General features: G+C 42.7%; 33 protein-coding genes, 1 tRNA gene and 2 pseudogenes. 17 read left to right on the forward strand and 19 right to left on the reverse strand.

Annotated features, from left to right (window positions below):
• Positions 1–32 precede the first annotated feature (32 nt).
• Positions 33–1,295 carry a sigma-70 family RNA polymerase sigma factor gene (locus tag H6759_02160; GenBank protein ID USN53030.1) on the forward strand — a complete coding sequence of 421 codons (1,263 nt, stop codon included), beginning with the start codon at positions 33–35 and terminating at the stop codon, positions 1,293–1,295.
• Between the two features lie 178 nt (positions 1,296–1,473).
• Here the strand turns inward: H6759_02160 and H6759_02165 are convergent, their stop codons facing one another.
• Together H6759_02165 and H6759_02170 are read right to left on the reverse strand one after the other, a co-directional pair.
• Positions 1,474–1,956: a hypothetical protein gene (locus H6759_02165; GenBank protein ID USN52849.1), complete on the reverse strand. Its 483-nt coding sequence runs from the start codon at positions 1,954–1,956 to the stop codon at positions 1,474–1,476.
• 72 nt (positions 1,957–2,028) lie between these two features.
• The gene (locus H6759_02170; GenBank protein ID USN52850.1) at positions 2,029–3,504 is read right to left on the reverse strand and encodes an ABC-F family ATP-binding cassette domain-containing protein; all 1,476 of its coding nucleotides are present in this window, start codon (positions 3,502–3,504) and stop codon (positions 2,029–2,031) included.
• Positions 3,505–3,619: 115 nt separating this feature from the next.
• Between H6759_02170 and H6759_02175 the strand changes: the two genes are divergently transcribed.
• The 5 genes from H6759_02175 (at position 3,620) to H6759_02195 (ending at position 6,064) form a co-directional block, all read left to right on the forward strand.
• Positions 3,620–3,694: transfer RNA gene (locus tag H6759_02175), tRNA-Asn, on the forward strand.
• 104 nt (positions 3,695–3,798) lie between these two features.
• The gene (locus tag H6759_02180) at positions 3,799–4,818 is read left to right on the forward strand and encodes a hypothetical protein (protein ID USN52851.1); all 1,020 of its coding nucleotides are present in this window, start codon (positions 3,799–3,801) and stop codon (positions 4,816–4,818) included.
• Between the two features lie 60 nt (positions 4,819–4,878).
• Positions 4,879–5,238, forward strand: a complete 360-nt coding sequence (locus H6759_02185; protein USN52852.1) for a DUF2200 domain-containing protein — start codon at positions 4,879–4,881, stop codon at positions 5,236–5,238.
• Positions 5,239–5,264: 26 nt separating this feature from the next.
• Entirely contained in the window at positions 5,265–5,684 is a 420-nt protein-coding gene (locus H6759_02190; GenBank protein ID USN52853.1) for a DUF1801 domain-containing protein, read from the forward strand.
• Between the two features lie 47 nt (positions 5,685–5,731).
• A complete protein-coding gene (locus H6759_02195) occupies positions 5,732–6,064 on the forward strand; it encodes a hypothetical protein (protein USN52854.1) in 333 nt (110 codons plus the stop codon).
• A gap of 56 nt (positions 6,065–6,120) precedes the next feature.
• Here the strand turns inward: H6759_02195 and H6759_02200 are convergent, their stop codons facing one another.
• A complete protein-coding gene (locus H6759_02200; protein USN52855.1) occupies positions 6,121–6,687 on the reverse strand; it encodes a hypothetical protein in 567 nt (188 codons plus the stop codon).
• Between the two features lie 119 nt (positions 6,688–6,806).
• Between H6759_02200 and H6759_02205 the strand changes: the two genes are divergently transcribed.
• The gene (locus tag H6759_02205) at positions 6,807–7,097 is read left to right on the forward strand and encodes a hypothetical protein (GenBank protein ID USN53031.1); all 291 of its coding nucleotides are present in this window, start codon (positions 6,807–6,809) and stop codon (positions 7,095–7,097) included.
• A gap of 47 nt (positions 7,098–7,144) precedes the next feature.
• On the opposite strand, the gene H6759_02210 is transcribed toward H6759_02205, so the two are convergent.
• Together H6759_02210 and H6759_02215 are read right to left on the reverse strand one after the other, a co-directional pair.
• Positions 7,145–7,699 carry a hypothetical protein gene (locus H6759_02210; protein ID USN52856.1) on the reverse strand — a complete coding sequence of 185 codons (555 nt, stop codon included), beginning with the start codon at positions 7,697–7,699 and terminating at the stop codon, positions 7,145–7,147.
• A gap of 63 nt (positions 7,700–7,762) precedes the next feature.
• Positions 7,763–9,591: pseudogene (locus tag H6759_02215) on the reverse strand (RecQ family ATP-dependent DNA helicase).
• Between the two features lie 263 nt (positions 9,592–9,854).
• Between H6759_02215 and H6759_02220 the strand changes: the two are divergent.
• A pseudogene (locus H6759_02220) lies at positions 9,855–10,759 on the forward strand (VOC family protein).
• 258 nt (positions 10,760–11,017) lie between these two features.
• On the opposite strand, the gene H6759_02225 reads toward H6759_02220, so the two are convergent.
• Both H6759_02225 and H6759_02230 read right to left on the reverse strand, forming a co-directional pair.
• On the reverse strand, positions 11,018–11,677 hold the full coding sequence (locus tag H6759_02225) for an RluA family pseudouridine synthase (protein USN52857.1): 660 nt from the start codon (positions 11,675–11,677) through the stop codon (positions 11,018–11,020).
• A gap of 1 nt (position 11,678) precedes the next feature.
• Entirely contained in the window at positions 11,679–12,569 is an 891-nt protein-coding gene (locus tag H6759_02230) for a class I SAM-dependent methyltransferase (protein USN52858.1), read from the reverse strand.
• 281 nt (positions 12,570–12,850) lie between these two features.
• On the opposite strand from H6759_02230, the gene H6759_02235 reads away from it, so the two are divergent.
• Positions 12,851–13,963 carry an AAA family ATPase gene (locus tag H6759_02235; GenBank protein USN52859.1) on the forward strand — a complete coding sequence of 371 codons (1,113 nt, stop codon included), beginning with the start codon at positions 12,851–12,853 and terminating at the stop codon, positions 13,961–13,963.
• Positions 13,964–14,206: 243 nt separating this feature from the next.
• Positions 14,207–14,410: a DUF1059 domain-containing protein gene (locus tag H6759_02240; GenBank protein USN52860.1), complete on the forward strand. Its 204-nt coding sequence runs from the start codon at positions 14,207–14,209 to the stop codon at positions 14,408–14,410.
• Between the two features lie 25 nt (positions 14,411–14,435).
• Here H6759_02240 and H6759_02245 read toward each other — a convergent pair whose 3' ends face one another.
• On the reverse strand, positions 14,436–14,585 hold the full coding sequence (locus H6759_02245; GenBank protein ID USN52861.1) for a hypothetical protein: 150 nt from the start codon (positions 14,583–14,585) through the stop codon (positions 14,436–14,438).
• Between the two features lie 716 nt (positions 14,586–15,301).
• Positions 15,302–15,520, reverse strand: a complete 219-nt coding sequence (locus H6759_02250; GenBank protein USN52862.1) for a glycosyltransferase — start codon at positions 15,518–15,520, stop codon at positions 15,302–15,304.
• Between the two features lie 236 nt (positions 15,521–15,756).
• Here H6759_02250 and H6759_02255 point away from each other — a divergent pair, with 236 nt between their 5' ends.
• Both H6759_02255 and pyrF read left to right on the forward strand, forming a co-directional pair.
• Complete coding sequence (locus H6759_02255) at positions 15,757–15,957, forward strand: DUF1059 domain-containing protein (protein USN52863.1); 201 nt, start codon at positions 15,757–15,759, stop codon at positions 15,955–15,957.
• Positions 15,958–16,052: 95 nt separating this feature from the next.
• Complete coding sequence (pyrF, locus tag H6759_02260; GenBank protein USN52864.1) at positions 16,053–16,730, forward strand: orotidine-5'-phosphate decarboxylase; 678 nt, start codon at positions 16,053–16,055, stop codon at positions 16,728–16,730.
• Between the two features lie 94 nt (positions 16,731–16,824).
• Here pyrF and H6759_02265 read toward each other — a convergent pair whose 3' ends face one another.
• Complete coding sequence (locus H6759_02265) at positions 16,825–17,487, reverse strand: hypothetical protein (protein USN52865.1); 663 nt, start codon at positions 17,485–17,487, stop codon at positions 16,825–16,827.
• 106 nt (positions 17,488–17,593) lie between these two features.
• On the opposite strand from H6759_02265, the gene H6759_02270 reads away from it, so the two are divergent.
• Together H6759_02270 and H6759_02275 are read left to right on the forward strand one after the other, a co-directional pair.
• Complete coding sequence (locus H6759_02270; protein USN52866.1) at positions 17,594–18,202, forward strand: histidine phosphatase family protein; 609 nt, start codon at positions 17,594–17,596, stop codon at positions 18,200–18,202.
• A gap of 101 nt (positions 18,203–18,303) precedes the next feature.
• Positions 18,304–19,104: a hypothetical protein gene (locus H6759_02275; GenBank protein ID USN52867.1), complete on the forward strand. Its 801-nt coding sequence runs from the start codon at positions 18,304–18,306 to the stop codon at positions 19,102–19,104.
• A 61-nt stretch (positions 19,105–19,165) separates the two neighbouring features.
• On the opposite strand, the gene H6759_02280 is transcribed toward H6759_02275, so the two are convergent.
• From H6759_02280 to H6759_02310, 7 genes are all read right to left on the reverse strand, one after another.
• Positions 19,166–20,521 carry a glycosyltransferase family 2 protein gene (locus H6759_02280; protein USN52868.1) on the reverse strand — a complete coding sequence of 452 codons (1,356 nt, stop codon included), beginning with the start codon at positions 20,519–20,521 and terminating at the stop codon, positions 19,166–19,168.
• 43 nt (positions 20,522–20,564) lie between these two features.
• Complete coding sequence (locus H6759_02285; protein USN53032.1) at positions 20,565–20,909, reverse strand: glycosyltransferase; 345 nt, start codon at positions 20,907–20,909, stop codon at positions 20,565–20,567.
• On the reverse strand, positions 20,833–21,135 hold the full coding sequence (locus H6759_02290; protein ID USN52869.1) for a glycosyltransferase: 303 nt from the start codon (positions 21,133–21,135) through the stop codon (positions 20,833–20,835). Before H6759_02290 ends, H6759_02285 begins: the two co-directional genes overlap by 77 nt.
• A 115-nt stretch (positions 21,136–21,250) precedes the next feature.
• Positions 21,251–21,622, reverse strand: coding sequence for a glycosyltransferase (locus tag H6759_02295; protein USN52870.1), 372 nt, complete (start codon positions 21,620–21,622; stop codon positions 21,251–21,253).
• A gap of 17 nt (positions 21,623–21,639) precedes the next feature.
• Entirely contained in the window at positions 21,640–21,984 is a 345-nt protein-coding gene (locus H6759_02300; protein ID USN52871.1) for a glycosyltransferase, read from the reverse strand.
• A 225-nt stretch (positions 21,985–22,209) separates the two neighbouring features.
• A complete protein-coding gene (locus H6759_02305) occupies positions 22,210–22,833 on the reverse strand; it encodes a hypothetical protein (protein USN52872.1) in 624 nt (207 codons plus the stop codon).
• 200 nt (positions 22,834–23,033) lie between these two features.
• Positions 23,034–23,576 carry a peroxiredoxin gene (locus H6759_02310; protein USN52873.1) on the reverse strand — a complete coding sequence of 181 codons (543 nt, stop codon included), beginning with the start codon at positions 23,574–23,576 and terminating at the stop codon, positions 23,034–23,036.
• Positions 23,577–23,700: 124 nt separating this feature from the next.
• On the opposite strand from H6759_02310, the gene H6759_02315 reads away from it, so the two are divergent.
• Complete coding sequence (locus tag H6759_02315) at positions 23,701–24,336, forward strand: hypothetical protein (GenBank protein USN52874.1); 636 nt, start codon at positions 23,701–23,703, stop codon at positions 24,334–24,336.
• Here H6759_02315 and H6759_02320 read toward each other — a convergent pair.
• Positions 24,283–24,633, reverse strand: coding sequence for a hypothetical protein (locus tag H6759_02320; GenBank protein USN52875.1), 351 nt, complete (start codon positions 24,631–24,633; stop codon positions 24,283–24,285). The genes H6759_02315 and H6759_02320 overlap by 54 nt on opposite strands.
• Positions 24,634–24,650: 17 nt before the next feature.
• On the opposite strand from H6759_02320, the gene H6759_02325 reads away from it, so the two are divergent.
• Together H6759_02325 and H6759_02330 are read left to right on the forward strand one after the other, a co-directional pair.
• On the forward strand, positions 24,651–25,373 hold the full coding sequence (locus H6759_02325) for a hypothetical protein (protein USN52876.1): 723 nt from the start codon (positions 24,651–24,653) through the stop codon (positions 25,371–25,373).
• A gap of 2 nt (positions 25,374–25,375) precedes the next feature.
• Entirely contained in the window at positions 25,376–26,005 is a 630-nt protein-coding gene (locus tag H6759_02330; protein USN52877.1) for a hypothetical protein, read from the forward strand.
• Position 26,006: 1 nt separating this feature from the next.
• Here H6759_02330 and H6759_02335 read toward each other — a convergent pair whose 3' ends face one another.
• Positions 26,007–26,369 carry a hypothetical protein gene (locus H6759_02335; protein ID USN52878.1) on the reverse strand — a complete coding sequence of 121 codons (363 nt, stop codon included), beginning with the start codon at positions 26,367–26,369 and terminating at the stop codon, positions 26,007–26,009.
• Between the last annotated feature and the right edge of the window lie 4 nt (positions 26,370–26,373).

The following is a 26,373-nucleotide window of genomic DNA, read 5'->3' on the forward strand; positions in this document are numbered from 1 at the left end:
CTCCTAAATCTGTTAAAAAAACGTCCCCTAAAATGCCAAAAGCATTTAAACCAACAAAACCTTCGCCCAAGAAGACTGCGAAGAAGCCTTTGAAGCCCGCAACAATAGCATCAAAGAGCTCAGCAAAAAAGCCAACAACAAAAGCAAAAAAGACAACGGTAAAAGCAACGCCGGCTGTTCGCGTACCATATAAAAAATCTTTACCTCCATCTGATGAAGTTATTGATCGATTATTTGAAAAAGCAAAAGCACGTGGTTTTTTAACAGAAAATGAAGTACTTTATACCTTTTCTGAGGTAGAAGACTATATTGATGTTTACGAAGCTTTTATCGACCGTCTTGATGGCGCTGGTGTAACAATCGTTGAGCAAAAAGAAGGTATTCTTGGTCGTCAAAAAGAACGCGATCAAATTTTGCATACATTACATAGTATTGATGAGCGTCGCGGTCGCGTAGATCCTTCAGAACTCCTCACGGCTGATTCTATCCAAATGTATTTGCGTGAGATTGGTAAAATCCCACTTCTTACGGCAGAAGAAGAGGTCGCTTTAGCAAAACGCAAAGAACGCAACGAAAAAGAAGCAGAGCAAATGCTTATCGAAGCAAACTTACGTCTTGTTGTCTCGATTGCAAAAAAGTTTACCGGTAAAAGTTTGTCACTCCTTGATTTGATTCAAGAAGGGAATATCGGTCTCTTTAGAGCGGTAAAGAAATTTGAATATCGTAAAGGTTTTAAATTCTCTACCTATGCAACGTGGTGGATTCGCCAAGCGATTACACGTGCTCTCGCTGATCAGAGTCGTACCATTCGTATTCCGGTGCATATGGTTGAGACGATCAACAAGTTCCAGCAAATTGAACGTGAATTGATCCAAGAACTTGGTCGTGAACCAATGCCAGAAGAAATCGCGGCAGAAATGGGTCAGGATCTCGACAAGGTTCGTCACATTATCAAAATTTCACAAGACACGGTCTCACTTGAAACCTCCGTTGGTGATGATGACGAAGACTCAACACTTGAAGACTTTATCGAAGACGTAAAGAATGTCACACCTGATCGTTCGGCAGCGCTCCAACTCTTGAAGGATTATGTGAATGAGATTGTTAAAGATCTTAATCCACGTGAACAAAAGATTCTCGAAATGCGCTTTGGCCTTGTAGACGGTGTCTCTCATACACTTGAAGAAGTAGGTAAAGAATTTGATGTTACTCGTGAACGTATTCGTCAGATTGAAGCCAAGGCTCTTGAGAAGATTCAAAACCATCCATTGATTCGAAGACTTGCGGATTACTAGACTTTCTCCGCCATCGCTTCGCTCGGCACCTCTTTCACGTTCGTGAAAAAGGGGATGCGGATTTAATACAGTGTTTATAAAAAATCCATATCTCCCTGTCCACGAATGTGGAAAGGGATACCCCAAGCAACGCGATGGGGAGGGAAAAGTTCAGAAAACCTCCCGATTGGGAGGTTTTTCAGTAGCTGTAGTAGGAACGTTCTCTGGGCGGATCCATGTGGTAAAAAGCGAGAAGACGTCTATTGTCTTCGCTATAGAATAGATCGCCAAAAGCTTTCCAGATGCGATCATAGCGTGCTTGGGGATTATTTTGTTCGCCTACAAGCGCGAAGTGATCTGAGAGCAGGGTTATGATGCAGTGAGCTTTGTCTAGGTGTCCAGCAGCCATGGTTGTTGGCGGATGTCTAAAGAAGTTTGCTGAATAGCCAAAGCTAAAATTGCCGCAACCCATTGCGATAATGAGTTTTTCTGCTCGGGTGAGTTCTTGCAAGAAGGCGACTTCGAGATCGGTAACAGGTCTCTTGCTTCTCAGGACACCGATAGCATAGTCTCCTTTTGCATGAATCAGTGTTGTGAGTTCGGTATCAAGAACACGGATCTTCTCGAGCTCTTCGTGAGAAAGGGCATAGCGTTCTTCTGATGTCATGATGGGTGATGGCACGGGAACCTCTTGGTACGAGTCATCGACACAGTAACAAACAAAAACCCAGCTGAAAAGGCGGGGTTTTTGTTTTTAGAGCTCAGGTTCAGCGCGCTTGAGGAGGGTGCTGAGATCAAGGAATTCGTTAAAGGTAATTTGACTTACGAAGTCTGGCATATGACTTACGACGATCACTACGCCCTCGAAAGCATCAAGAGCTTTGGCAATGACAGGTAAGTGACGAAAGTTAATATGGTTCGTAGGTTCATCAAGAATAAGTAGAGCAGGTTTTTGTAGAACAAAACGAGCAAAACAGAGGAGTCCTTTTTGGCCTTCGGACAAGGATCCGATCTTATTATGCATGATCTTTGAAGGGATCAAGAATTGCGCTGCCGTCGCATAAATCACTTCTTTGTCTTCTACCCCGTACACTTCTGCCATGGATTCGTAGACGGTTTGATTAAAGTCTAGTCCAGAGAAATCTTGGCGATAGTAACCAACGCTTACGCCTTCGCCAATAACCGCACCTGTATCATCATTGTCAGCAAGATGTCTCAAGAGTGTTGATTTACCAATACCGTTTGGACCTGAGATAAGAAGTTTTCGGCCACGACGCAAACCAAGATCTACTTCGGCGCGGTAAGGTTCGTGTTGTTTGATAATACGTACAGATTTAATGCGTACGATCTCTTCTTTGTATTCTTGGCAAGGAATGGTAAATTCACGAATCGTTTTATCTTCTTGGCGTTCGTCTACCATGTTTTCTTCTGCTTCTTCGATTTGATCGCGAAGTTTTGAAGCGAGTTTACGCATCTTACCACCCTTGTTTGCAAAGAAGTTTACTTTATCTTTGCGATCTTGAATGGATTTTTCCATACGGGCATTTTGCATGCGTTCACGTTCGAGACGGGCTGCGATTTCTTCTACCACGTTGTAATAGTTACCAACGTATTGTTCGACTTTGTGCGTATAGCTATCAAGATGAAGCACGCCTTCGGTAAAGGCATTTAAGAAATCCGCATCGTGAGAAATAACGATGACCGTTTTTGGATACATCATCAAAAAACCGGTGAGATGCTCGATGCCTTCGGTATCAAGATTATTTGTAGGCTCATCAAGAAGTAAAATATCTGGTTCCTGAATCAATGCATACGCTAAAAGTAGACGAGCGAGCTGGCCACCTGAGAATGCCTTTAAAACCTTATCGAGAGGGGTATCAAGATTGACGACTTCGAGGACATCTTTAATGCGTTTATCGAGATCGTATTTTGTCTCCTCAAACGCTTGCTCGAAGTATTCGCGAACGGTTTTATCGAGGTTTTCTTTTGCCATGACCTGTAAACCGATGGCAATTTTGGCATTATCACGAATATGGATTTTGCCTTCGAGTGGCTTAAGCTCGCCGAGCATCAACTTAAATAACGTGGATTTACCAGCCCCATTTTGACCCATGAGCGTGATTTTTGAGTCTTCGCGAACCGAAAAACTCGCTTCTTCAAGCGTTGGGTGTTGTTCATCGTACCCGTAGGTGACGTCCTGAAAGCGGACGATTACATTGCCGTGTTCCATAGAAAATTGCGCTGAGAATACCTTAAAATGGCAAAAATGGCAAGTGTTTCAGGTATGTTTTCCACATCTTGACCATCTTGGCACAAAACGATAGTATTCCGACACAACTTACTATTCCGAGGTAGCTCAGTGGTAGAGCAGAGGACTGTTAATCCTTTGGTCGTGGGTTCGAATCCCCCCCTCGGAGCCATCATCAAACCATCACACAAGTGGTGGTTTTTTGTTTGTAATTTGGAAGAATAATGATTTTGAATGACTCTATACAGCTTTACGTTAAAGGAGTATCCATAAGTAATGAAAATCTCCACATATTATATCGCGGTACTTGTTGTTGCTAGCTTTTTATTAGGCGGCGGTGCTTTTCTGCTGTGGCAGAATCAACAAGTCGTTCCTGTAGCAGTAACGACACTGTCTTATGTGACTTCTGTAGAGGATTCCATAAGGTATTGTAATGGTGACCAAATGGATAGCGAGGGTTATAAAAAGACTCTTACCGTTGAGCGGACAACGAGTACTCTCGAACAAAATCCTACCATTACCCAGTTAGTGAAAGAGACGATCCACGCCGCGACAACGGGCATGTGTCAAACGGTATTAGATCAGTCTGAGATTACGGTAAATAATGGGATCGTCTCGATCCCGGCGATTGATGGCTGGGCGGGTGTATCTATTACGCTTTGTAGCTGTAAACCTATCGTCGAAACCAATCTCTTACGAATTCCTGGGATAACAGGCGTTATTTGGCAGTCTCAAACGGCCGTCGCCACTACTTTTGCCGAATGTGTTGCTGCAGGTAATCCGGTGATGGAGTCTTATCCTCGACAATGTCGTGCAAACGGAACGAACTATACAGAGTATATTGGCAATGAACTCGAGAAGTCAGATCTTATTCGTATCGATTCACCTCGTCCAAATCAATCGATTTCAAGTCCGCTTATCATCAAAGGCGAGGCACGAGGAAATTGGTTTTTTGAAGCGAGCTTTCCGATATTTTTGACGGATTGGGATGGGAAGATTATTGCCCAAGGTGTTGCGCAAGCTAAAGGGGATTGGATGACAACCGAATTTGTACCGTACGAAGCAACGCTTACGTATACGACAGAGAAAGATATTTATAGTAATCGTGGTACCCTCATCTTAAAGAAAGACAACCCCTCTGATTTGCCACAAAATGATGATGCTCTCGAAATTCCTGTCACGTTTAGCGGAGTTTCTGCACCACCAAAAGTATGTAATCAAGATGCAAAGGTCTGTAGCGATGGCTCAGCCGTAGGGCGAACGGGTCCAAACTGCGAATTTGCTCAGTGTCCTTAGTTTGATTAAACCATCACGCAAGTGGTGGTTTTTTGTTGTTATTTAAGCTATTCTCTCTTTATGAAAGACGAACGTAATCACCGTGTCTACAAAATGGCCTTTTCGAGTGTCTATCCTCTTTATATTGCGAAGGGGGAGAAAAAAGGCCGCACGAAAGACGAAGTTGACGAAGTTATTCGTTGGTTGACGGGCTATACGCAAAAACAACTCGAATCACAAATAAAAAAGCAAGTAGATTTTGAGACGTTCTTTGCAGAGGCAAAAAAGATGAATCCTTCGCGGTCATTGATTACAGGAACTATTTGCGGTGTTCGTCTTGAAGAAATCAAAGTGCCATTGATGCGTGAGATTCGCTATCTAGATAAGTTGGTTGATGAGTTGGCAAAAGGTCGACCAATGGAAAAGATTTTAAGAAAATAGCATCGTTAGATAATTTGCTGCAGCATATGAATATGTTTAAAAAGGTAAAGCCTACAAACGTAAAAGAATATCTCGCTTCTGTTCCGGCAGACAGAAAAGAAGCGATAGACTTTTTGCATACGTTTATTCAAAAATCCGTGCCAAAACTCAAGCCGCATTTTGCCTATAATATGCTTGGGTATGGTTCTTTTCCGTATGTAAATTATAAAAAAGAACAGATTCTTTGGCCTACGATTGCGATGGCGAATCAAAAGAATTATATCAGCATTTACGTTTGTGCTATCGACGGAAAAGAATATTTTGCAGAAAAATTTAAGGATGACCTTGGCAAGGTGAGCGTTGGAAAGAGCTGCATTCGTTTTAAAAAAATAGAAGACTTGCATCTTCCTACATTAAAAAAAGTTCTTCAGTTAGCTGCAAAAAGTCCTGGGTTTGTAGCACCGTAAAAAGGGATAAGCATTTACAATTAATCATTAAATACTCTAAACATACTATGGCTATTCTAGATATTAAACCGCAGAGTTCAACAGAGGCTGAGGTGGTAACACCAAAAAAAGAGAGCTTGTTACTTCGAATATTTGTCATCTCTATTGTTGCATTGCCGATTATTATTGGTTTGTGGGCAATAGCGAGTTTTTATTTCGCATCTATATTTTCCGTAGCGAACTCTTCTCCGCAAGAAGTCCAACGCATGATGACTTTAATAAGAGTTATTAACATGAGTCTTAGTCTTCTTGGTCTTGCCGCTTTGGGTGGGGTATTATTTGTTCCCGTTATTGCTGCGATTAATGAACTTATTAACCTTTTCACACGTAAAAATAAGTGATCGAAAAAAGCGCGACATCTAGTAGGATGTTGCGCTTTTTGATTAGGAGAAGCTCCTTAGCTGATGGACGCGTAAGCGTATTGTTGAGTGATCATGTCCGTTGGTTGGTCAACGTAGACACGCAACAAGAGTCTTAGCGTTTCTTCGTAGAGCTCGCGTGTTTCGAGGCGCATCTCAGCGAAGTAATATGAATCAGACTTCAGCGTTTTGAGCTCGTCAGGAATTTGCAAACGATCCTGCAGTTTAGAATCTCTGCCTTCTACGGAGATATCATATTGGAGGGGCAATCCTGGGCTTGTACTCAGTTTTAGCAAAGCTCGATAATGCGGATTGAGCGAATGAGGTTCGCCGCATCGTAAAGAGATTGTGCAGACCGTCTCATTGCCATGGACTTGTACGGGAGACCAATAGATCTGAAGGGCTACCTCAGAAGGTCCTCGACGTTCCGAAAAAGAGATGAGTAGTCCAGACTCGCCATCAGTTCGTACCATACTACCATTGCAGGTGATGCGTTCTTCTTCTGCGATCAATGCGATGCGAAGAATTTCGTTTGTGATGATTTTGGGTATGAGCCTGTGTTTGAGTACCTGCTCCTTAAAGTACGTATTTACAAATGGACGCATGACAACTCCTGGTTCATGAAAGTTCTGTCAGAAGAAAAACATATTTTAATGATAAAGTCAATGCTATACAGCGTTAACTGTACAAAACCCGCATATACGAGTATGGTTATTTTAATATGATGAAAGACTATATTGCATACTTAAAAGACAATCCACAAGGCTATTGGTTTAAAGCAAAGCTCTATGGCTATGGCTGGGTGCCCGTAAAGTGGCAAGGATGGGCCGTTATTGCGGTGTATCTTGTATTGATTGCCTTATTTGCTTTTACGATTGACGAGCGTTCGTCTAATAGCGAAGTAATGTTTACCTTTGTTCTACCGATTGCATTGCTTACGATAACACTTATTCGTATCTGTTATCTCAAAGGTGAAAAGCCCTCATGGAGATGGGGATTGCCGAAAAAGCACTAATCAAGAAAATGAAAAAGAGCGCGCCAATGGGTGCGCTCTTTTGAGTGTCAGTGGTGTGCGACTTGTGCCTCGTCTTCACGCGGGTGAGTAAGGTCTTGTGGCTGTTCGGCATAGAGCTGTAGAAGTCTCATCAATATTCGCTCATACCGTTTTCGATCAGCGATGGGTACCGCAAGTCGAGTATGGGTATTGAATGTTTGGTAAACGGTTGCGCACTCGGTGACGCCAAGGAGATTCTTGAGTTGGTCGTCTCTTTCGTCGATGTGGATGCTATAGCGTGATCCATTTGGATAGTGGAGATCGCATTGGAGATAGGCAACGTGGCTCCACTGTCTCTTGATATGGTTTCCGCAGTACAAGGCCATTTGCATAGACCAACGACCTTTGACCTCATGCTCGCGAACCATGGTTCTGGCACTGATGCGATACATCTCTTCTGATTGCGGAAAATCTACACAAACAGGCACACGTGCATAGAGCATCTCTCGTTCTGTTCGTAGAACGATATGACATTTTTCTGCATAATCGCAGATCAATAAAACATGATCGATTGCACGACGAAGCGTGAGGATGGTTTCTTTGACGGTTGGATCAGCTGGCACAGTCGTCCCTTTCAAAAAGTGCTAGCAGGAGCTAATCATAGGTTAGAAGCGACGTCAAAACGACTATTTTATCGTATAGAGGATTCTTGCAAGTCTGATCTCGTCGTAGGAATAGGCTTCTTTGAGATGATTGTAGGCGGGTGTTAATGCCCATTTTCCCACTTTATCGAAAGCGTCAAAGATATCTTTTGCTGATTTTTCTGTAAGTCCGAGTCTTTCGTTGTCGAGTTTAAGTAGTACGCCTGTTTCAAGAAGTTTTTCGATATGTTGCGCGATGGTGCCAATAACGAGACCGCGTCGTGAGGCGATTTCTGGTAATGAGAGACCTTGTTGAAATAAACGATGTGTTTCTTCGATGGTGTCACTTATTTTTGCTTTTCCTTTTGAAACGGTGGGCTTTGTGATGCGAGTATAGATGGGTTGTTCTACAAGATCGTTTTCAAGAGCAAATGTTTGGATGACATGGATAAATGCTTCGCCAAATTGTGTGAATTTTTCTTTACCGACACCCGTAATTTTTAACATAGACTCCGGAGACTGCGGATAGACTTGGGCCATTTGTTGAAGGGTTTTATCGCCAAAAATGATATAAGGTGGAACATTTTTTTCTGCGGCGATGGCTTTACGCAGAGCACGAAGTTTATCAAATAAGACTTCGTTAAATTCAACGAAGGATTCTGTTGATGATTGCTCTTGAGGAAGACAGCTATCGCATTGACCGCAATTTTGCTTTGTCCACGCTTCACCAAAGTAGTTTAATAGCGTTTTGCGACGACAGGCAGTACTGCTGGCATAGTCCACCATGGTATTGAGTTGCAAGTAGGCGCGCTCACGTTCTTTGTGATCGGCCATTTGTCGAATAAACCATTCGCGTTTACTGCGATCACCGAGAGAAAAGAAAAGAAGACAGTCGCTTGGCAAGCCATCACGTCCAGCGCGGCCTGTTTCTTGGTAATACGCTTCGATAGATGGCGGTAAATCCATGTGAACCACGAGGCGTACGTCTGGTTTGTTTACGCCCATCCCAAAAGCCACCGTTGCGACGATAATCTGTACCTCGTCACGAATAAACTTTTCTTGACTTGCTTGTCGTGTTTTTTGATCAAGTCCTGCGTGATAGGCGAGCGCCGGCAAGCCATTGAGACAAAGCTCATCCGCGAGCTTTTCGGTGCTATTACGAGAGAGCGTATAGATAATAATCGACTGACCCCGTCGTTTATGCAAAATAGGCAAAAGTGATTCGATGGCTTTTTTCTTTGGTCGAATACGATAAGTGAGATTGGTGCGATTAAAGCTTCCAACAAACACACGCCCGCTCTCAAGCCCTAGTTGATCAATGATATCTTGGCGTACGCGGTCATTTGCTGTGGCGGTAAGCGCAATTAGCGGAACATTTTGTAATAACGCACGAATATCTTTGAGCGTGCGATAGTCAGGGCGAAAATCATGGCCCCATTCTGAAATACAATGCGCTTCGTCAATGGCAATAAGCGACACGGTGATCGATTGCAAAACCATTGAAATTCTTGAGACGCGAGTCGTTCTGGCGCAACATAGAGCAACTTGATTTCACCCGCGTGTAATTGACGTTGAATATCCGCAATCGCTGATGATGTGAGCGAACTATTAATAAATGCCGACGGGATACCGTTTGCGCGCAATGCATCCACCTGATCTTTCATGAGCGCAATAAGAGGGGAGACAACGAGCGTGACGCCATTCATTGCCAGTGCTGGGATTTGATAACAAAGAGATTTGCCTCCACCGGTTGGCATTAAAACGAGCGCATCACGACCAGCGAGAATATGATTGATGATTTCTTCTTGTTCTGTACGAAAATCATCGTATCCAAAGTATTTTTTGAGGAGTTCTCGAGGTTGTATCGTAGTCATGGTCGGTGTAGTGTATCTACTCCGTTCCATGGACTGAATGGTTTGTCAATCCCTCGACGCCCTACGCTAGTACTCCGGTTGCTCGGGATGACAGTTGCATTTGTCATTTCGACCGACCGAGTCCGACGAGGAGTGGAGAAATCTCGTAGCTGACTGCGAGTCCCCTCGGCTCCGCTAGCGCTGCGCTCGGGGTGACAAAGGGCCTCGCCTTTGTAACAAGGTTAACCTAGACGGTTGGTATTTGTATGGATACACTCATCATTATGAATAACTTCACCCAAAAGATCGTGCCGCATCTCTGGTTCGATAAAGAGGCTCGCCAAGCGGCTGAGTTTTATACGTCTATTTTCCGAATTCAAAAATGGGCTTTAGTGTCACCCTGCCCGGTACACCTTCAGGTAATGCTGAGATCGTGAATTTCACTATCATGAACTATGAGGTTGCTTCAATTTCTGCCGGTCCGTTTTTCAAGATGAATCCGTCGATATCGCTGATGGTGAATTTTGATCCATCGCAAGATCCTGAGGCAGCAACGCGCATCGATGAAATTTGGAATGCATTAGTTGAGGGCGGCAAGGTCTTAATGCCTATCGGTGAATATTCGTTTTGTAAGCGTTATGGTTGGTTGCAAGATAGATTTGGTAATTCATGGCAATTGCTTTTGACCGATCCTGTCGGCGACGAACGTCCGCTTATTATGCCGGGACTTTTGTTTACCGAAGCTGTTTGTGGCAAAGCAGACGAGGCGATGTCATTCTATGAATCCGTATTTAAGGGCTCAAAGCGCGGTCAGACGGCTTACTATCCAGCCGGCATGCCAAATGACAAAGAAGGTACGGTGATGTTTAGCGAAATCAAGATCGGCGACCAATGGCTCGTTGCGATGGATAGCGGAGAAGCGCATGGCTATACCTTTAATGAAGGTGTTTCGTTGATTGTAAACTGTGATTCGCAAGAAGAGATGGATTATTTTTACGACCATCTTTCTGCGGTGCCAGAAGCAGAGCAATGTGGCTGGATAAAAGATAAATACGGCGTAAGCTGGCAGATCGTCCCTTATGAAATGAATGAAATGATGGCGACGACCGATAAAGAAAAATTCAAACGCATGTCAGACGCCATGCTCGAGATGAAGAGATTGGATGTTGAGAAGTTGAAGAATGCGTAATTATGAATATCTTTAATAAATCAAAGAAAGAGTTTCTTGTAGATCTTGTTGCGTATATTACAATTGGTTTGGTGTTGTCATATTTTGATTTTCGCTTATTTCTAGTGTTGCTTATCTTTAATGTTTTAAGTGAGTTATTTACAATCAAACAAAACCTCGAAAAGTTATCTGGTAAGTTAGATGAATTATCTGACAGACTAGACAAAATGATATTAAAGCTATGATTTATAAAATCCCACCGATTGGTGGGATTTTGCTTTATTCTTTCGTCGGATGCCAGGTCGGAATGGGAATCTCGAGCACAACTTCTTTTTCACCGGTCGCTGTTTGAAAAGCGAGTTTGGTGGCAGCAAGAGCGATCTCTTGGTTAGGAAGCGTCGTGTCGGCGCCGTATTTATAATCACCAACAAGGGGATGATTGATTAAGCCAAATTGCGCGCGGATTTGATGAAAGCGTCCGGTATAGAGTTCGATTTCTACCAAGGTATTTTCGCCTAGCTCTTTAATGACTTTATACGAAAGTTTTGCTTCTTTGCCTTTTGGGGATTCGTAGGCAATACGCTTATGCTCTTCTTTATCAAGCATATTGATAAGCGTGCCATGTGGACGCTCGAGGTGACCTTCTACGAGCGCGTGATAAGTCTTGGTGATATCTCGCTTACGAAATTGTTCGGAGAGGCGTGACGCGCCTTTGCTCGTTTTGGCAAAGACAACGATGCCGGTGACATTGCGATCAAGGCGATGAATCAATCCCAAAAACACGTTACCGGGTTTTTGATATTTGCTTTTGAGATAATCTTTCACATCATCCATCAAACAACGTTCGTCAGATTCGTCTGCTTGGATAAGGGCACCTGGTGGTTTAACAACGGCAATCAAGTGATTATCTTCGTAGAGGACTTCGATAGGGTAGCTCATATTAGGGTGTCCAGCGGGCAAAAATGCCGGCAGGGAGATTACGCGGGTTTGAGCCGGATTCTTTAATGGTTAATTCGCCGATTTCTGTAGAGCCTCCACGGTTTAAGCAGGATTCCATGATTTGCTTATAGGCAAGCGCAGAATATCCAGCCGCATATCCGTTCATCAACATAAACAAAGGCTTCTCGTTTAAAATAGCTGCACAGTTTTTGACGAGCGGAATCAAATCTTTTTCGATTTTCCAAATCTCGCCATTGGCACCGTGACCAAAAGCTGGCGGATCCATGATAATCGCGTCATAGGTATTGCCACGGCGCAACTCACGTTCAACAAAAGTGGCAGCGTCTTCGAGAATCCAACGAATAGGTTTTTCTGCCAAACCAGAAGCCTCTGCATTTTCGCGAGCCGCTTTGATGGCGGTTTTTGAAGCATCAACATGCACAACCTCAGCTCCAGCCTTGGCAGCCGCCAATGATGCGCCACCCGTATAACCAAAGAGATTGAGTACCTTAATCGGACGCTTTGCCTCGGTAATGGTCTTCATCATCCATGCCCAACTTGGCTCATGCTCTGGAAAGACGCCAACATGCTTAAAACTCGAAAGACGAATCCAAAACGTGATTTCGCCAATAGTCGCCTTCCAACGCTCGTCGAGCCGGGTTTTGAGCTCCCATTCGCCCTTATCAGCCCCTTTGGCACGCTGTTCGCCCGAAGTATGCCCAAAAACAGCACTCGCGCGCTTCCAGAGATCTAAGTCACGTTTTGGCCAAAGCGCCTGCGGATCAGGCCGCGCCGTCACATATTTGCCAAAACGCTCAAGTTTTTCGCCGTCTCCACTGTCCAAGAGCTCATAATCGCGCTCCGGCAGGGTCTCGGTGATAATGTAATTCATGTGGCGGATGATAGTGTTTATTGGTCTTTTTGTATAGGGGAGGGGCAGGCCAACGCAGCCGCGCACCCCCTACCCCCGGTTATCACATGTATTGGTTGTTATAGATATGTGCCAACCGACCCCTTCCCACATCTAGGAAGGGGTCTTTGGTTTTAGCTTCAGTTCTGACTCAGAACAGACAAGCCCCTTCCACAAACGTGGGAAGGGGTCGCCCGACGAAGGCTCTGCGTAGTCGGGCGGGGGTAGGGGGTGCAGGGGCGATTTTCTGCTAGGCTATTCGCATGATCAAAGGCGAAATCATCACCTTCAAAACCGCAGCCGAATTTCGTAAGTGGCTGTCAAAGAATCACAAGCAAGAAGAGGGGATCTGGATTCGCTTCTTCAAAAAAGATTCTGGTTTGAAAACGTTTTCGTATGAAGAAGCTCTTGATGAAGCGCTTTGTTATGGTTGGATCGATAGTCAAAAGAAAACGTATGATAATAAGTCGTTTATTCAAAAGTTTTCGCAACGTCGTGCGCGGAGCATTTGGTCGCAACGTAATATGGAACATATTGAACGTTTGATAAAAGAAAAGAAAATGCACGCTGAAGGATTGAAACAATACGAAGCTGCAAAGAATGACGGACGTCTTGATAATGCTTATGCGCCCTCAAGTAAAGCCGAAATCCCGGCGGATTTGATGAAGGTGATTAACAAAGATCAAAAGATGAAGGCGTTTGTTGCGACGCTGACCAAGGCGAATATTATGGCGATTTCATTTCGCTTGAATACGGCAAAAAAGCCGGAGACGAGGGAGAGACGTTTTCAAATGATATTAGAGATGTTAAAGAAGGGGAGAAATTTTATTAAGACTATGAGCCGACTTATCATCATATCCGGTCATCCAGCCACAGGAAAAACGACCATTAGCAAAGAAGTAGCTAAGTTGCTTGGCGTTTCTTTGATTGCTCGAGATGCCTACAAGGAGGCACTATTTGATTCGCTAGGATGGGATAATCGCGAGACATCAAGAAAATACGGAGTGGCGAGCTACGAGTTGCTATATCTTTCGCTTGAGGTATTGCTAGACGCTGGTGTTGATTGCGTCGTTGAAAGTAACTTTGTGCCGGAATACGCGAATGATCGGTTCTCTGCTTACAAAGAAAAATATGGTTTGCATTTTGTCCAGATAATCTGCACGACTGAGCCCTCTGTATTGATTGATCGGTTTCAAAAGAGATACGAGTCCGGCGAAAGACATCCTGGTCATGTTGATGGTGAGAATCTTGAATCAATCAAGAAAATAGCTCTAACAAAGCTGGTGCCATTTTCTCATGCGGACAAAGTTATTTATGTTGACACCACTTCGTTTGATGTGGATGTTCCATCACTCGTGAAAGAAATCATTAAATAACATGTTTCTTTTGAATCATCTCGTTTAGCTTTTGATAGCAGTTCTTGCAAATATGATCTTTGCGAACCATATCTTTGCTGTCTGGTGGGCTGAGGAGGATAGCGCCATAGTCTGAGAGCTCGAGTTGACACATGTCACAGGTGGGGAGATAGCCATAATTTCCTTAAGTATAAAGGGGTTTTAGGCATCTTGCAAAGTAGATGGTGTTTCGATACCATTTTCTGGCTAATACATTTTACCTCTATGTATCACTTATCCTGTAAGGATGTTAGTGGGCTCAGCTGCCCATATAAAACTGATGGTGACTCAGAAATCGAAGTCATCGACGACGTGAAAGATCATGTTTTTACCAAGCACGAAGATCACATCAATACCATGATGGATGATGAAGAAATGACCGAAGATGATCTCGAAGATAAAATGCAGATGATGATTACGATGTCGTAATCAAAACGCCCCAAACGGGGCGTTTTTATTTGAGATGAAAGGTTGCGAAATATTTGATAGCATTCTCAGCGTAAGCGCGACGCTTTGCATCTTTATAGATTCGATCTTTTAACTGTTTAAACGAAGCATTGCTTATCGGAACTTTTGGGTAACGTTTTAGATATTCTTCTTGCATTTCTGCTTCAAACGTTGAAAAGTCTTTCTTTTTGAGAGGTGTCTTTCTCTTTGCTTGTTGTTTTTTAAGAATGTCTGAAAGGCAGGCGCGGTCATTGGGGTGACGAGAGGACGTCCATTGTGATGGCGCATATAGCTGAAGGCGCCTCCAAAAGAGCTACCAGTGCGGGTGGACTCTCTAAAAGAGGTTTGAACAATCCATTTATCGCGTCGTGGCAAGATAAGTGCATTTCGTTTTTAGCATAAAGCTCTAGTTTTTCTCCAAAATAAAGATCGACACCACGATGGAGCTTCGGAACTCCTCCAGCACAAACGGCAGCGATAACGAGTGAGCTCATATTCGCGCCCGAAAAGCGTGTGGGTGTGACAAGGGGAGCTAGTTTACGGTTATGGAGGGCTTTTATTAAGTAACCCCATTGTGCAAACATGTTAAAGTCACGGAGATGGCGTTTATAAAATAGCTGATCTTGTTTTTACGACTATCCATAGAGAGCACAAATCGAACACCGCCGGATGCGCCGATGCATCCATATTTTTTATAATCAGCAATCATCGACGATAGAAGACGATTGCTCGTCAATAAAGTGTCTGCATCTGTTTGAAAGAGGATCCCATCTCTATTTTGGTTAAGGTACCTTTGTGCAACAAGATGGATAGCGGTATTTCTTGCGTTACCGACATTACCTACCTCAAGTTCATGGCCTTTGGATGTGTAATCTAAGACAATGAGTGGAATGCGGCTTTAGCCTTCTTTAAAAAAGCGAGTGCTTTATTGTTCGCTGCTAATACGGGCTTTGGTGTAGTGGCTCGATCGCCATTGTTTACGATATAGACAATCTCGCATTGCGTAGCGTTTACCGTTTGCGCATTGATAGATCGAAGCTGGTCTCGTAGACGTGTGGTCGACTCATCATAAACAGGGATGACAATGCTCATGATACATTCCTCATGCAGAGGCGGTAACGGGTATTTGTAGGTTGTTAGCACCTTAGCACAGCGATTGCGTGCTATTTTAATATCGGATACCGGGTAGTTTTTCATACCCAAAAAGGTAGGCATATTGTCTTGAAAGAAATTTACGAGAGTATAATCAAACATGTTTTAAGTAGCAATACTTGTGCACTTATTGTCGCAAACGTATTATGTTTCTATAATTATTTTCTCTAAAACACATGTATAATCTTTCCTGTAAAGACGTGAGTGGTATTGAATGTCCTTTTGTCGCGAAGGGTAATTCTGAGCAAGAAGTCATGACTGACCTTACCGAACACGGTATGGCAAAGCACGCAGATGAAATTCAAAAGATGATGCTCGCTGGTATGACTAAGGAAGCGATGGAAGAAAAGATGCAGATGATGATTACGATGTCGTAATCTAAACCCGGCTCCATAAGAGTCGGGTTTTTGACGTTTAAAGAACTATCTACTAATGTCTGATAGTCTCGCATTTTTGTAAACAAGGAGGACAAATGTCTGAATCTCGCATCATTTTGGCACTCGATGGGCTCGACCTCGAAGCAAGCGCGCAGCTCATGAAGCAAGTAGGTTCACGTATCTACGCGGCCAAGATCCACAGTCTCCGCGATGAGTGTGGACGGGCAGCGGTCGCTGCTTTGAAGGACGCTGGCGCTACGCGCGTTTGGGTGGACTATAAGCTCCATGATATCCCAAATACCGTCGCGCTTCGGGTGAAGGCGATGGAGGAGGCTGATATCCTATCTGTTCATGCAAGTGGTGGGGTCGAGATGATTCGTGCTGCTGTTGATGCAGGAGTAGCCAAGATCTACGCGGTGACGGTGCTTACGTCACTTGATGCCAAAGCAGCGCATATAGTATATGGACGTCCAACTGACGAAGCAGCTCTAAAGCTTGCTCGAATCGCACAGGCTGGTGGTGCGTACGGTATCGTGTGCTCGCCTGATGAAGTCGCACTTTTGAGGCGCGATGGGTTTAGCAAGGTCGATATCATCGTACCGGGCATCAGGCCTGCTGGAGCTAATACGCATGATCAGAAGCGTTTCAATACGCCTTCTGGTGCGATGCGTCTCGGAGCAACGAGGCTGGTGATTGGACGTGCCATCACTGAGGCGCAAGATCCTATCGCTGCTCTCGATGCGATCGAAGAAGAAATCAACAAACATCGTTGATGTACCCCCTGCTTTCATCCAAGGATGATCGCAGGGGTTTTATAATTCTGGTGGATAGTTATTTCTGATTTGCTCGTACCAAAAGGCGTAACCATCATTGCTTGGATGAAAAGATCTTTTGCGTAGTATTTTTTCGGTTCTTGAGCAAACGGGTCCTCATCTTTTTTTCATGAAAGAGATCCACGTAGTCGACATGAAATTGTTTCGTTACTTCTATTGAGATGTCTCGGATCTCTCGTGTACGTTTTTCAAAATACCAACGAGAGAGATAGGGGAGAAGCGGCGCTGTACCCACATTGCCACAAGTTACTAAGATGACATGTGATGACATGGTATTTGCTTTTTGCAAAACAGCAGTCAAATCTTTTTTGTATTCAGCTGGATCTGTCCCATGAACAATGTCATTACCTCCAATATGGATTTGAATGAGGCGAAAGGATTCATCGTCTAGTTCTTCAAGAGCTTCTTTAAGTTCATGGATGCGCATGCCGTTAACTCCTTCATTAATGATTGCGGCATTTGGATACCGCTTACCAAGGAGGCCTGCAAGTGAGGTTTCTGGTGATGATGCGCCCGTGCCGTATGCAGTGCTATCACCTATAATAAGAATACGCTCTGTTGTGAGATTGAGTTCTCGAGTAAACGGTTGGGTCTTTTGAGCCATGTTTTGACCAATACGAATCAAACCACTTGTTTTGAGATATTCGAGGGAGAAATAGATGATGAGAAGCGTAAGTATCGCGTAGAGAGCGTTCATAGAAACATGGTATCAAAGAAGCTGTAGTGTCGAAATAGCGCATTTGCGCATTTCGTTCAATTCCGATACCGTTTTCTGGTCTAGGACCTTAGAAGGGATGTGAAACGTGACAGCGCGAATCTTGCTCGCTCGGCATGCTCAAAGCAAGGACAACCTTGCTGGCATACTGGGTGGTCGTCGAGATTCAGTTCTCACGCCACTCGGTATTTTGCAAGCTCAAGAAGCGGCGCGGTATCTCCAGCAGAAAGGGATACGGCCAATCATGGTCTATTCGTCTACCGCGCTCCGTGCGCAGCAGACGTCAGAAATCATTACGAGTACGCTTAATACATCTACAGCGATGCTTAAGCGCGATCTTCAAGAGCGTGATATGGGCATCCTTACGGGGATGACAAAGTCCGAGGCTCTAAAGGTTGATACCGGTGGTATCATCATCGCCGGCAAAAGAAGCTTTGCTCGGATGCCTAAAAACGGGGAGTCTTTCCCCGAATTACGCGCAAGAGCAAAACGCGTGCTGGGATCAATCATCCAAACGCATGATACGGGCGTGATACTCGTTGTTACGCATTGTGTTACGGGTTTGATGATCTTTGCAGAATTCTATGGTCTAGATTGGGAGGATACTCTCAAACGATTCCATTTTGGTAATGCAAATCTCGTTTGGCTTGATAATAGCCTTCGTCCGCAGGATGCGGTCTGTTTTCAGCCTTCTTAGAGCGCCCCACTCTTCGTGGGGCTTTTTTATTATAGTATTGACCTTTTGTATAAATAATGTAAGGTTTTATTGGCTCATTTAACGGTTGCAAAGGATTGGTAATGGAAAACGTTTCGCAGCAAAAAAACAGCGTACATGGCTATGGATACGGTCTTACCCAAGACGCTGACCATATTCACATCCATCTTTCGTCTTGTCTTGCGGCAAAGATTGCTCGCAAAGCAGTCGAAGTGGCATATCACCATCGGAGCGAAATCACGGAGAAACGTGATCAAAAAATTCTTGGTGATTTTACTCACTACAATGGTGAGAATGATTGGGGGTATGGTCAATGTTTCTCCGTACTGAATACCGGCGATCTCACGGAGACGTGGAGTATTACCATTCCGTCTATCAGAAGCGTGGATGATACCTGCATGCTCATTGATGCATTGATGCACGCATACTACTCGATGAAAGCGGTATTTACTGCCTTTCAAGAGCAAGAAGAGTTCAAAAACTCGACTTCACAGCGAATTGTACTTGACTTGCCTACAGAGTATCCCAAGGCTTTTCTTCTGCAATCCAAGTTAAGCGTGGATGCAACGAAAATGCTTTCTTATCTAGAAAAACGCGACGCATTGTTTGTTCACGAGGCATTGCGATCTGCTCAAGAAAAGATCATCCCGTATTACGTCGATCAAGACGTCCTAGGGCAAAGCATCCCCGCCGCGAGCTTCAAGCTCGATAAGAAAAAGCATGTCTTTTCGATGAAGGTGATGGGAGAGGAGTTCTCTTCAATCATACTTAAAGACAAGGGATCACTTTTTGAGCCATCGTCAACAGTCACGGCGATGCAATTGTTTATCTGTTTGGTTGGTCTGGCCGCTCTCGACGAGTGCCTGGCCGAAGTTATGCGCTAAACAGTTTCATGATCTGAAAAAAGCCCCGCTCACTGAGCTGGGGCTTTTTACTTTTTCGCAGTCAATCTAAATAGTAGGTCCCATAATATTTGATCGCATTTAGTGCATAGGCTTTTCTCTTTGGGTGAGCAAACACTTTTTTTTGTAGGTCGGCTAATGCATTATCGTTAAGTTGTATCTTTGGATACATTAATTTATAGAGTCTATTAAAAAACTTATGCAAGATCGTGTGTGTATCCTTGGCGCGTATTTCTTCGTAGATAACGTAATATTTGTTAGTATCCTCTATTTTTTTTAGTTGCGATATTAATTTCTTTATAGCAAGCAACTCCTCTTTTGAAATTTTAAGACTTATATCAAAAAAATGGTTAGCTGTAATCATTTGTTGATTATTTGGTAGTTTTGCCATTTTTATTAGCAGTCTTTTAGCAAAAACTGGAAAAAAAGGTGTGGCTGTGTCTCTAACGAGTGGTTTGCCGTTAGTTTCTTTGATATTATTAAATATTGGACCGAATGAAGTGCCTGACCGGGTAGATTCCCTCAAGGAAGTAATCATTATCCACTTATCTCTCATACTGAGAATTTTCCCGTGATGTTTTTTTGCAAATTCAAGCAGCGATACACCGAACAGGTAGTCTTCGGTTCGATTCACTTGCTTAATACCGCCTACGCAAATAGATGCTATAGCACGTGAAATCATATGAGCGCCTGAAAATGTAGTTGGCTCAAACTTTAGTCTTGATACATCTGTTTCAAGTGCGCTTAATAAAAAGTTCCATCTAACGTATTTATGAAAAACGGAAAGATGAGCTTCAAAAAAGCCTCTATTCTTTTTCGTATTATTATCTAACGAAAGCACGAATCTGATACCACCGGCCGCGCCGTAAACTTTTGGGATATCAAAAGCTCTTTTAACTTTGGCGAGATACTGATCATCTTTTGGAAAGGTGTCGGCATCAGTATGTATAATAATCCCGTCTCTTTTTTGATCAAAATAACGTTTTGAAATACTCAAAAGACCGATATTTCTAGCTTCGCCGATATTGCCAAAAGTTAATTCTCGTCCTTTTGATGAACGATCGATTACATGAATATTTTTATGAGAAATATTTGACAAGTACTTAATAACTAGTGAGTTCTGCTTTAGAGCGCTGCGGTCAGTTTTTTTAATCGGAGGATTATTAACTATAAAAACAAGTTCGTAGAGGTCTTTCTCTAAGGTTTGTGAGTTAAAGCTACGTATTTGTTTTTTAATGCGTGAAAGAGATTCGTTATATACAGCTACGAGGATGCTGATAATACAATCATCTTTGATGGCTGGGAGTGGCTCTATGCTTTTTCTCTGTTCAGCAAATATTTGCTCAGCTTTTCGGATATCGCTTTGAGTATAATCAGAAAAATGATGTTTATGAGACATACTTGTATAGTTTACTACAGTGTGACTGCAAAGATAGAGTATATTAACTTTGTTTCTTTTGCTCTACGTCTCTCTTATTCTTTTGAACAATACGATGGTATACGTTGTTATATCCTTGAACCATTTTATTCACACTAAATAGTCTTTCAACACGGTTTCTACATGCTTTTCTATTAATTTTATCAATGTTGTTGATTGCATCAATCATTTCTTCAGTTGAAGATACAACGAAACCTGTTTCACCATGTTGTACAACCTCTGGTACGGATCCTCGGTTCCAGCCGATTACAGGAGTACCGCAAGACATTGCTTCAATCATAACGAGACCAAATACTTCGTCCCATTGAATTGGGAAAAGCAGGCCTTTCGCATTCTGAAATAATTCGATTTTTTCTTTCTAGATCAGCTTCGCCAACGTAGCTAATCATTGTACCATCAATATGCGGTTCGATATGTTCTTGCCAGTATCCTTCGTTAGCGTAGCTTTTCCCAGCGATTACGAGTTTAGAATTGGTTGCTTTGGCAGCCTCAATAGCCAGATGAATACCTTTTACTTCAGTAAGTCTACCAATGCACAAGAAATAGTCTTTAGGCGTATTACTAAACTTAAACACATTTGTATCAATGCCATGATAGATATTAGCAACCCAGTTTAGCTCTGGGAGTTGTTTTCTTTGAGCTAGCGAAAAGAAATGTAGTTATTATCTTTATACTGACGAAGAAGCGGCTTTAATTCTTCTGTAATAGTGGTATGAACCGATGATACAGTAGGGGTAGTAACAAGGTTTGAATGAAAAAAGAACTCAATAAAGAAAAATGAGAGTGAATTATATCAAATTCACTTGCTCTGCTGTAGCATTGTGAGATTAATGCGTGAGTGTGGTTTCTGATAGCAGTTTCGGGCAAGGATGATAGGGCTAGTGAGCGAGATGGGTAACCGTGTAGCAGAGTTTTTACTTTTGAATCCGCTGAGCCAAATACGGTAACGGTATGCCCTTGTTTTGCGAGAGCGTCAGACAGTTCGCCTGTATGTGAATAAATAGCTTTAGTTGATCGAGGGTCAACTGGGTATAGGTTTGAGACGAGTTGGGCTATCTTCATAACTACAATTGGACAGGTTAAATTAATGATTTAAATAACTTGATATATTGTTTAAATATTTTTTCAGGGTCGTGCTCTTTCTCGAACAAACTTATTAATTTTGCTGAAAGCGGTGTTCCGGCTAGTTTTTCAATCTTTTTTACTATGGTTTTGGGTTTGTTAAAATCGCCAATCCATTCAGCGTTGCCAGTTTTTCGGTAATGGTTTACCCATCCTACAGAGGATGAGATAATGGTTCCAATGCCTTGTGAAGCAGCTTCTAGGACAACGGTGGGAGATACGTCGAACAAAGAAGGCAATATGGCGATGTCCATTGTACTGAAGAATTTTAAAATCCCCTTACTATCAGTGGGTTTGTGCACCTCAATGAGCTCTCGGTATCTTTTTTTTTTTTCATCTTCTGAAGTTTGTTGGACTCGAGAATTGTTGTAATAACATGAAGTTTGATAGGCAGTTTTTGTGCGTCAATTTCCTCAGCTAGTGCTAACACGGCATTGTGATTCTTGATTCTGTCCCATCTTGCAACCAGACCTACGTTTATATTTTTGTGAGTATTTTTAGATCGTGGTTTCTTCTTTGATGCCTTGCTAAAGGGCGGGAAGTGGAATTATACAGCGCTTTGATTTTGATGTTCTCAGCACTGTTTTTTGAAAAACTTCTTCGCTGTAGCTATTTAAGAAGACTTGTTTTGTGGCAAGAGTAGCCGAATCAGTTTCAAATCTCTTCAGTAAATTTTCTGTATGAGATGTATAATATTCGGCGTAAGTATCGACTTCTATATGCAGTATGCCAGCATGCAATTGGACGACAGGTATCCCTTCTTTATGTGCAGCTATCAATAGCAACCAAGGGCTTAAAAACATTCCATTTATTAATACTATATCTGGCTTCAATGTTCGTAGTTGTTCTCTTATGAGTTCAATAACCTTGCTTAGCACTGCTGTTGGGTCTATGGGTTGATTTGCTTTGCGTACTTTTACTGCTAGCTTTTTAGGAAACGTCAGATCGATATATTCTAAGGAGCCACGTTTATATACGGATTTTGCTTGTGGTTTTGAAAGGTCTGCTTTTCTTATGATTATTCCAGTATACTGATGCTTTGATTTCTTTAAATACAAAGCTAATTGTGCAGAGAACCGTGCTAAGCCGCCTTCTTCAATGGCTCGATTCCCAGGTATATTTGCTAAGCAGTCAGTAGAGAGTATATGCATAAAATAATAACAGAATACAAGCGAGATTGTGCCAGAATTTGTCCATTTTGTCAATCTAAAACGCCTCTTTGTGCAAAAAATATGGCTTTATTTAGCAAAAAATGGTTGCAGGCTATATGTTAATTATATTATTTATACGTTCATAAGACATAATTAATAAACACCCCACATGTGGGGTGTTTATTAATCTAAGGTTCTGTTTACTGTTGCGTCTTTAGATAATCAAGCATGGTCTTCGCATCTGAGATCTCAAACGGATCTGTAGGACAGTCATCAGAGAAGCCAGGTTCTACGAACATCTTCTTGATTTCGCCGTCTACAACATACATTGAGTAGCGCCAGGAGCGGTCACCGAAGCCGAGATTGCTCTTTTTTACGAGCATACCCATGCCACGAGTGAAGTCACCATTACCATCTGGAAGCAAGAAGGTTTTTTCTACATTCTGTGCTTTGCCCCAGTTGAACATTACGAAAGCATCGTTAACGGAGAGACAGATAACTTGGTCAACACCAAGCGCTTTAAAATCATCGTTTGCAGCTTCGTAACCAGGAAGATGCGTTGATGAGCAGGTAGGGGTATATGCGCCAGGTAATGAGAACAAGACAATTTTTTTACCAGCAAAGATATCGTTGGTCGAGAGATCCTGCCAGCGATACGGGTTAGGACCATCGACGCTCTCATCTCTTACGCGGGTTTTAAATACAACCTCAGGTACGCGAGCGCCTTCTGTTAAATGAGACATGTTTTTATAGGGTTTAAAGATAAATAAATGTGGCAAGCCACGCACTGAAGATGCCAGTCGGACAAGGGGCTGTCAAAGATTGGTCTTGGTCATTTTGTGAACTTTCGTGATAAAGTTTTAATATATGTGTTTTTCAGCTACAGCAAGTTTCGTTGCATCCGCAACGTTGATTCCAGTAGGTGCTTATGCCTTAACTAAGGCAAAACCAAAAGATCGTTTCATCGCTCTAGCGCCATTATTATTTGGGATACAACAAGGCATAGAGGGTTTTCAATGGATGCTCGTACATGCGGGACAGCCAAATCAGTATTTAGGGTATGCGTTTATGTTTTTTGCCTTTCTCTTTTGGCCATGGTTTATCCCACTTTCGCTCTACAAGGCTGAGTTGGACGCAAAAAAGAGACGCCTTATGCTAGCGCTTCTTTTTATAGGGGTAGCAACAAGCTTAGGATTGCTCATGGTTTTGTTGATGACACCCATGCAAATACTCATTCATCAAAGTTGTTTGCAGTATGATGTGCCAATTCAGCTACCGGTACTAATACCGCTTGCACTTGGATATCTTGTTTCTGCCTGTGTGGCGCCTTTGCTTTCGAGTTATCGCTGGGTGCGACCAATGGGTGTTATTGGTTTATTTGCTGTTATTTTTTCTTTTGTTCTTTTCTGGACGGTATTTACCTCGGTATGGTGCTTCTTTGCCGCTGCGTTAAGTGTTTTTTGTCTTCTTCACGTTTTTGATGAGAAGGGGCTCATCAAGTAAAACGACGCTACCTTTGATGGCTGTTAAAAGCCCATGCTTATCAGAAATGGGTTTTAGATTTATCAGTGTTTTATATTTAGCTTCACCAATCAGAAAGTGAACCGGTTCGCGTTTGATCTCGGTACCTTTAAAGACATCAACTATACATTGTAAAAAATGTGGTAAGTCTTCACGTGTGACATACTCATCAAGTGCTTCGCCAATAAGAGTCTTCACAGATAGCAAAGCTGACAATTCTGGATCCGTGTCCACAAGACGAAAGTGGCGGTCTGTAGTAAACTTGTAAGTAGTAGACATAGCTCTTGTAGTTTATCATGACACCTTCTTTTGAACAGACTCCAGCAGAACAAAAGCATCGCAAGCACGCGACGCGAATCTTAGGAGTGCTACAAAAGCGTGAGCTAGAAGGGGGTTTATCACCGTTAGAAGAGCAAAATGGCAAGCTTCCAATGTTGTTATCAGGTGATATTGTGCTTATTCGACATAAAAAGGGGAGTCTGGCACGCAAAATCCTTCGTATCATCACTGACAGTTATTGGGATCATACGGCTATGATTATGTACCGCGAGAATCATTCGCGTGGGTATTCGTCTAATGTTATTTTAGAGTCATTGCGTGGTGGGTGGACGAAGCCCTATTATTTCGGTGCCGAGCTTCATCGTCTTAATAAATATCTAGATGATCCTGAAAAGTTTGATATAGGTATCAAACGATTTACTTGGCTAGATAAGTCGCTCAGACAAAGAGTAAGAGCCTATGCTTTGGCCTATGTAGATACGCCATACTATCCGTATTGGACATGGAAGTTTTTGCTCGGTCTTATTCTCCCGAGTGTAAGAAAACGCATCTTAGCTACACAGCGATATACGTGTTCGGCGCTTATACAAAAAGCCTACTACGAAGCCGTTGATTTAGCTGATCGACAAAAAATTATGTTTCGTAAGCTTGACTATATGCCGATTCAACTTCTAGACATCACTTCACCGGCAGATATCGCGAATAGTGATGTGACGACTTGGATCTATAATCAGCACTAATTATGGCAACGCTCTACCCAACAATAAAAGAGGCCATGCAACACCTAGAAGTAGGTGATATTGTGTTAATGCGCTCTCGTTCTAATGGATTGTTCCGTCGAGCGATCCGGGAGTTGAGTCAAAGCTACTGGACACATGCTGCCATGGTCTTTGAAACGGTGAACATTGGTGGAGAGGTTGTATCTGTTTCGATTGTAGAAGCAAATGAAACAATTGAGGTCCATCGTTTAGAGACGTATGTCGCTAGTGAGCGTTATGATATTGGCATCAAAAGACTTCCAGGTCTCACTGAACTTGATAGAGATCGTATTCGTGGATTCTTTTTGGATGCTCTGGATATCCCATATGATTACACATATATATTCGCTATTATGTTTGCACGAATATTAAGTTTCTTTTTAGGGAATAAGGCTTACCGATGGTTCGTAAAAAAATTTAGTCATGATAATTCGTATATTTGTACAACGTTTGCCCAGCGCGCCTTATACCTTGCTTCTGAGCCAGGACGTAGAAGAGCCGCTCTATTTAACGATGTTGCAGAACTTACTTTTGTTGAACAAATGTATCTTGTAAATCCACAAACAATATCTTCTAGTAAAAATACCATGTGGGTATTTAATGCTCACGAGTAGTTCAATTTGATCGAACTGCTTTAAAAAGCGGGGTACAATCAACCGCTTGGTTTTTGATAGTGATATTAAACTGAAGCTTACTCGCAAGACTGTCGTTTTTTTTAATAGTTGGGATCATGTCCATAGAGAGAAAATGTTTTGCCCCATTTATAACGAGTGTTGCATTGTGTTCAAATATTTTTTCGCCTCGGTATGCAAGTAAGACATCCTTTAAAAACGATCTTAGGCATTGTCGATCAAGCCATTGATCCATAGGTTTGCCCAGGGCGTCTTTTTCTTTGATATTGAATGTTGATAAGAGCTCAGAAGAGATATCAACAACATCAAGCTTCTCGTCTGTGGTAATATGTAGGGAGCTTTTCATTTTC

It is taken from the genome of Candidatus Nomurabacteria bacterium (assembly GCA_023898425.1).
GTDB lineage: Bacteria > Patescibacteriota > Patescibacteriia > 2-12-FULL-60-25 > 2-12-FULL-60-25 > HK-STAS-PATE-2.

Bases quoted from the DNA above. Each gene is read 5' to 3' on its own strand.
- H6759_02160 (USN53030.1), top strand. From the start codon at position 33: ATGCCAAAAGCATTTAAACCAACAAAACCTTCGCCCAAGAAGACTGCG.
- H6759_02170 (USN52850.1), bottom strand. From the start codon at position 3,504: ATGGAACACGGCAATGTAATCGTCCGCTTTCAGGACGTCACCTACGGG.
- H6759_02180 (USN52851.1), top strand. From the start codon at position 3,799: ATGAAAATCTCCACATATTATATCGCGGTACTTGTTGTTGCTAGCTTT.
- H6759_02185 (USN52852.1), top strand. From the start codon at position 4,879: ATGAAAGACGAACGTAATCACCGTGTCTACAAAATGGCCTTTTCGAGT.
- H6759_02190 (USN52853.1), top strand. From the start codon at position 5,265: ATGAATATGTTTAAAAAGGTAAAGCCTACAAACGTAAAAGAATATCTC.
- H6759_02195 (USN52854.1), top strand. From the start codon at position 5,732: ATGGCTATTCTAGATATTAAACCGCAGAGTTCAACAGAGGCTGAGGTG.
- H6759_02200 (USN52855.1), bottom strand. From the start codon at position 6,687: ATGCGTCCATTTGTAAATACGTACTTTAAGGAGCAGGTACTCAAACAC.
- H6759_02205 (USN53031.1), top strand. From the start codon at position 6,807: ATGAAAGACTATATTGCATACTTAAAAGACAATCCACAAGGCTATTGG.
- H6759_02225 (USN52857.1), bottom strand. From the start codon at position 11,677: ATGAGCTACCCTATCGAAGTCCTCTACGAAGATAATCACTTGATTGCC.
- H6759_02230 (USN52858.1), bottom strand. From the start codon at position 12,569: ATGAATTACATTATCACCGAGACCCTGCCGGAGCGCGATTATGAGCTC.
- H6759_02235 (USN52859.1), top strand. From the start codon at position 12,851: ATGATCAAAGGCGAAATCATCACCTTCAAAACCGCAGCCGAATTTCGT.
- H6759_02240 (USN52860.1), top strand. From the start codon at position 14,207: ATGTATCACTTATCCTGTAAGGATGTTAGTGGGCTCAGCTGCCCATAT.
- H6759_02245 (USN52861.1), bottom strand. From the start codon at position 14,585: ATGCAAGAAGAATATCTAAAACGTTACCCAAAAGTTCCGATAAGCAAT.
- H6759_02250 (USN52862.1), bottom strand. From the start codon at position 15,520: ATGAGCATTGTCATCCCTGTTTATGATGAGTCGACCACACGTCTACGA.
- H6759_02255 (USN52863.1), top strand. From the start codon at position 15,757: ATGTATAATCTTTCCTGTAAAGACGTGAGTGGTATTGAATGTCCTTTT.
- pyrF (USN52864.1), top strand. From the start codon at position 16,053: ATGTCTGAATCTCGCATCATTTTGGCACTCGATGGGCTCGACCTCGAA.
- H6759_02265 (USN52865.1), bottom strand. From the start codon at position 17,487: ATGAACGCTCTCTACGCGATACTTACGCTTCTCATCATCTATTTCTCC.
- H6759_02275 (USN52867.1), top strand. From the start codon at position 18,304: ATGGAAAACGTTTCGCAGCAAAAAAACAGCGTACATGGCTATGGATAC.
- H6759_02280 (USN52868.1), bottom strand. From the start codon at position 20,521: ATGTCTCATAAACATCATTTTTCTGATTATACTCAAAGCGATATCCGA.
- H6759_02295 (USN52870.1), bottom strand. From the start codon at position 21,622: ATGAAGATAGCCCAACTCGTCTCAAACCTATACCCAGTTGACCCTCGA.
- H6759_02305 (USN52872.1), bottom strand. From the start codon at position 22,833: ATGCATATACTCTCTACTGACTGCTTAGCAAATATACCTGGGAATCGA.
- H6759_02310 (USN52873.1), bottom strand. From the start codon at position 23,576: ATGTCTCATTTAACAGAAGGCGCTCGCGTACCTGAGGTTGTATTTAAA.
- H6759_02315 (USN52874.1), top strand. From the start codon at position 23,701: ATGTGTTTTTCAGCTACAGCAAGTTTCGTTGCATCCGCAACGTTGATT.
- H6759_02320 (USN52875.1), bottom strand. From the start codon at position 24,633: ATGTCTACTACTTACAAGTTTACTACAGACCGCCACTTTCGTCTTGTG.
- H6759_02325 (USN52876.1), top strand. From the start codon at position 24,651: ATGACACCTTCTTTTGAACAGACTCCAGCAGAACAAAAGCATCGCAAG.
- H6759_02330 (USN52877.1), top strand. From the start codon at position 25,376: ATGGCAACGCTCTACCCAACAATAAAAGAGGCCATGCAACACCTAGAA.
- H6759_02335 (USN52878.1), bottom strand. From the start codon at position 26,369: ATGAAAAGCTCCCTACATATTACCACAGACGAGAAGCTTGATGTTGTT.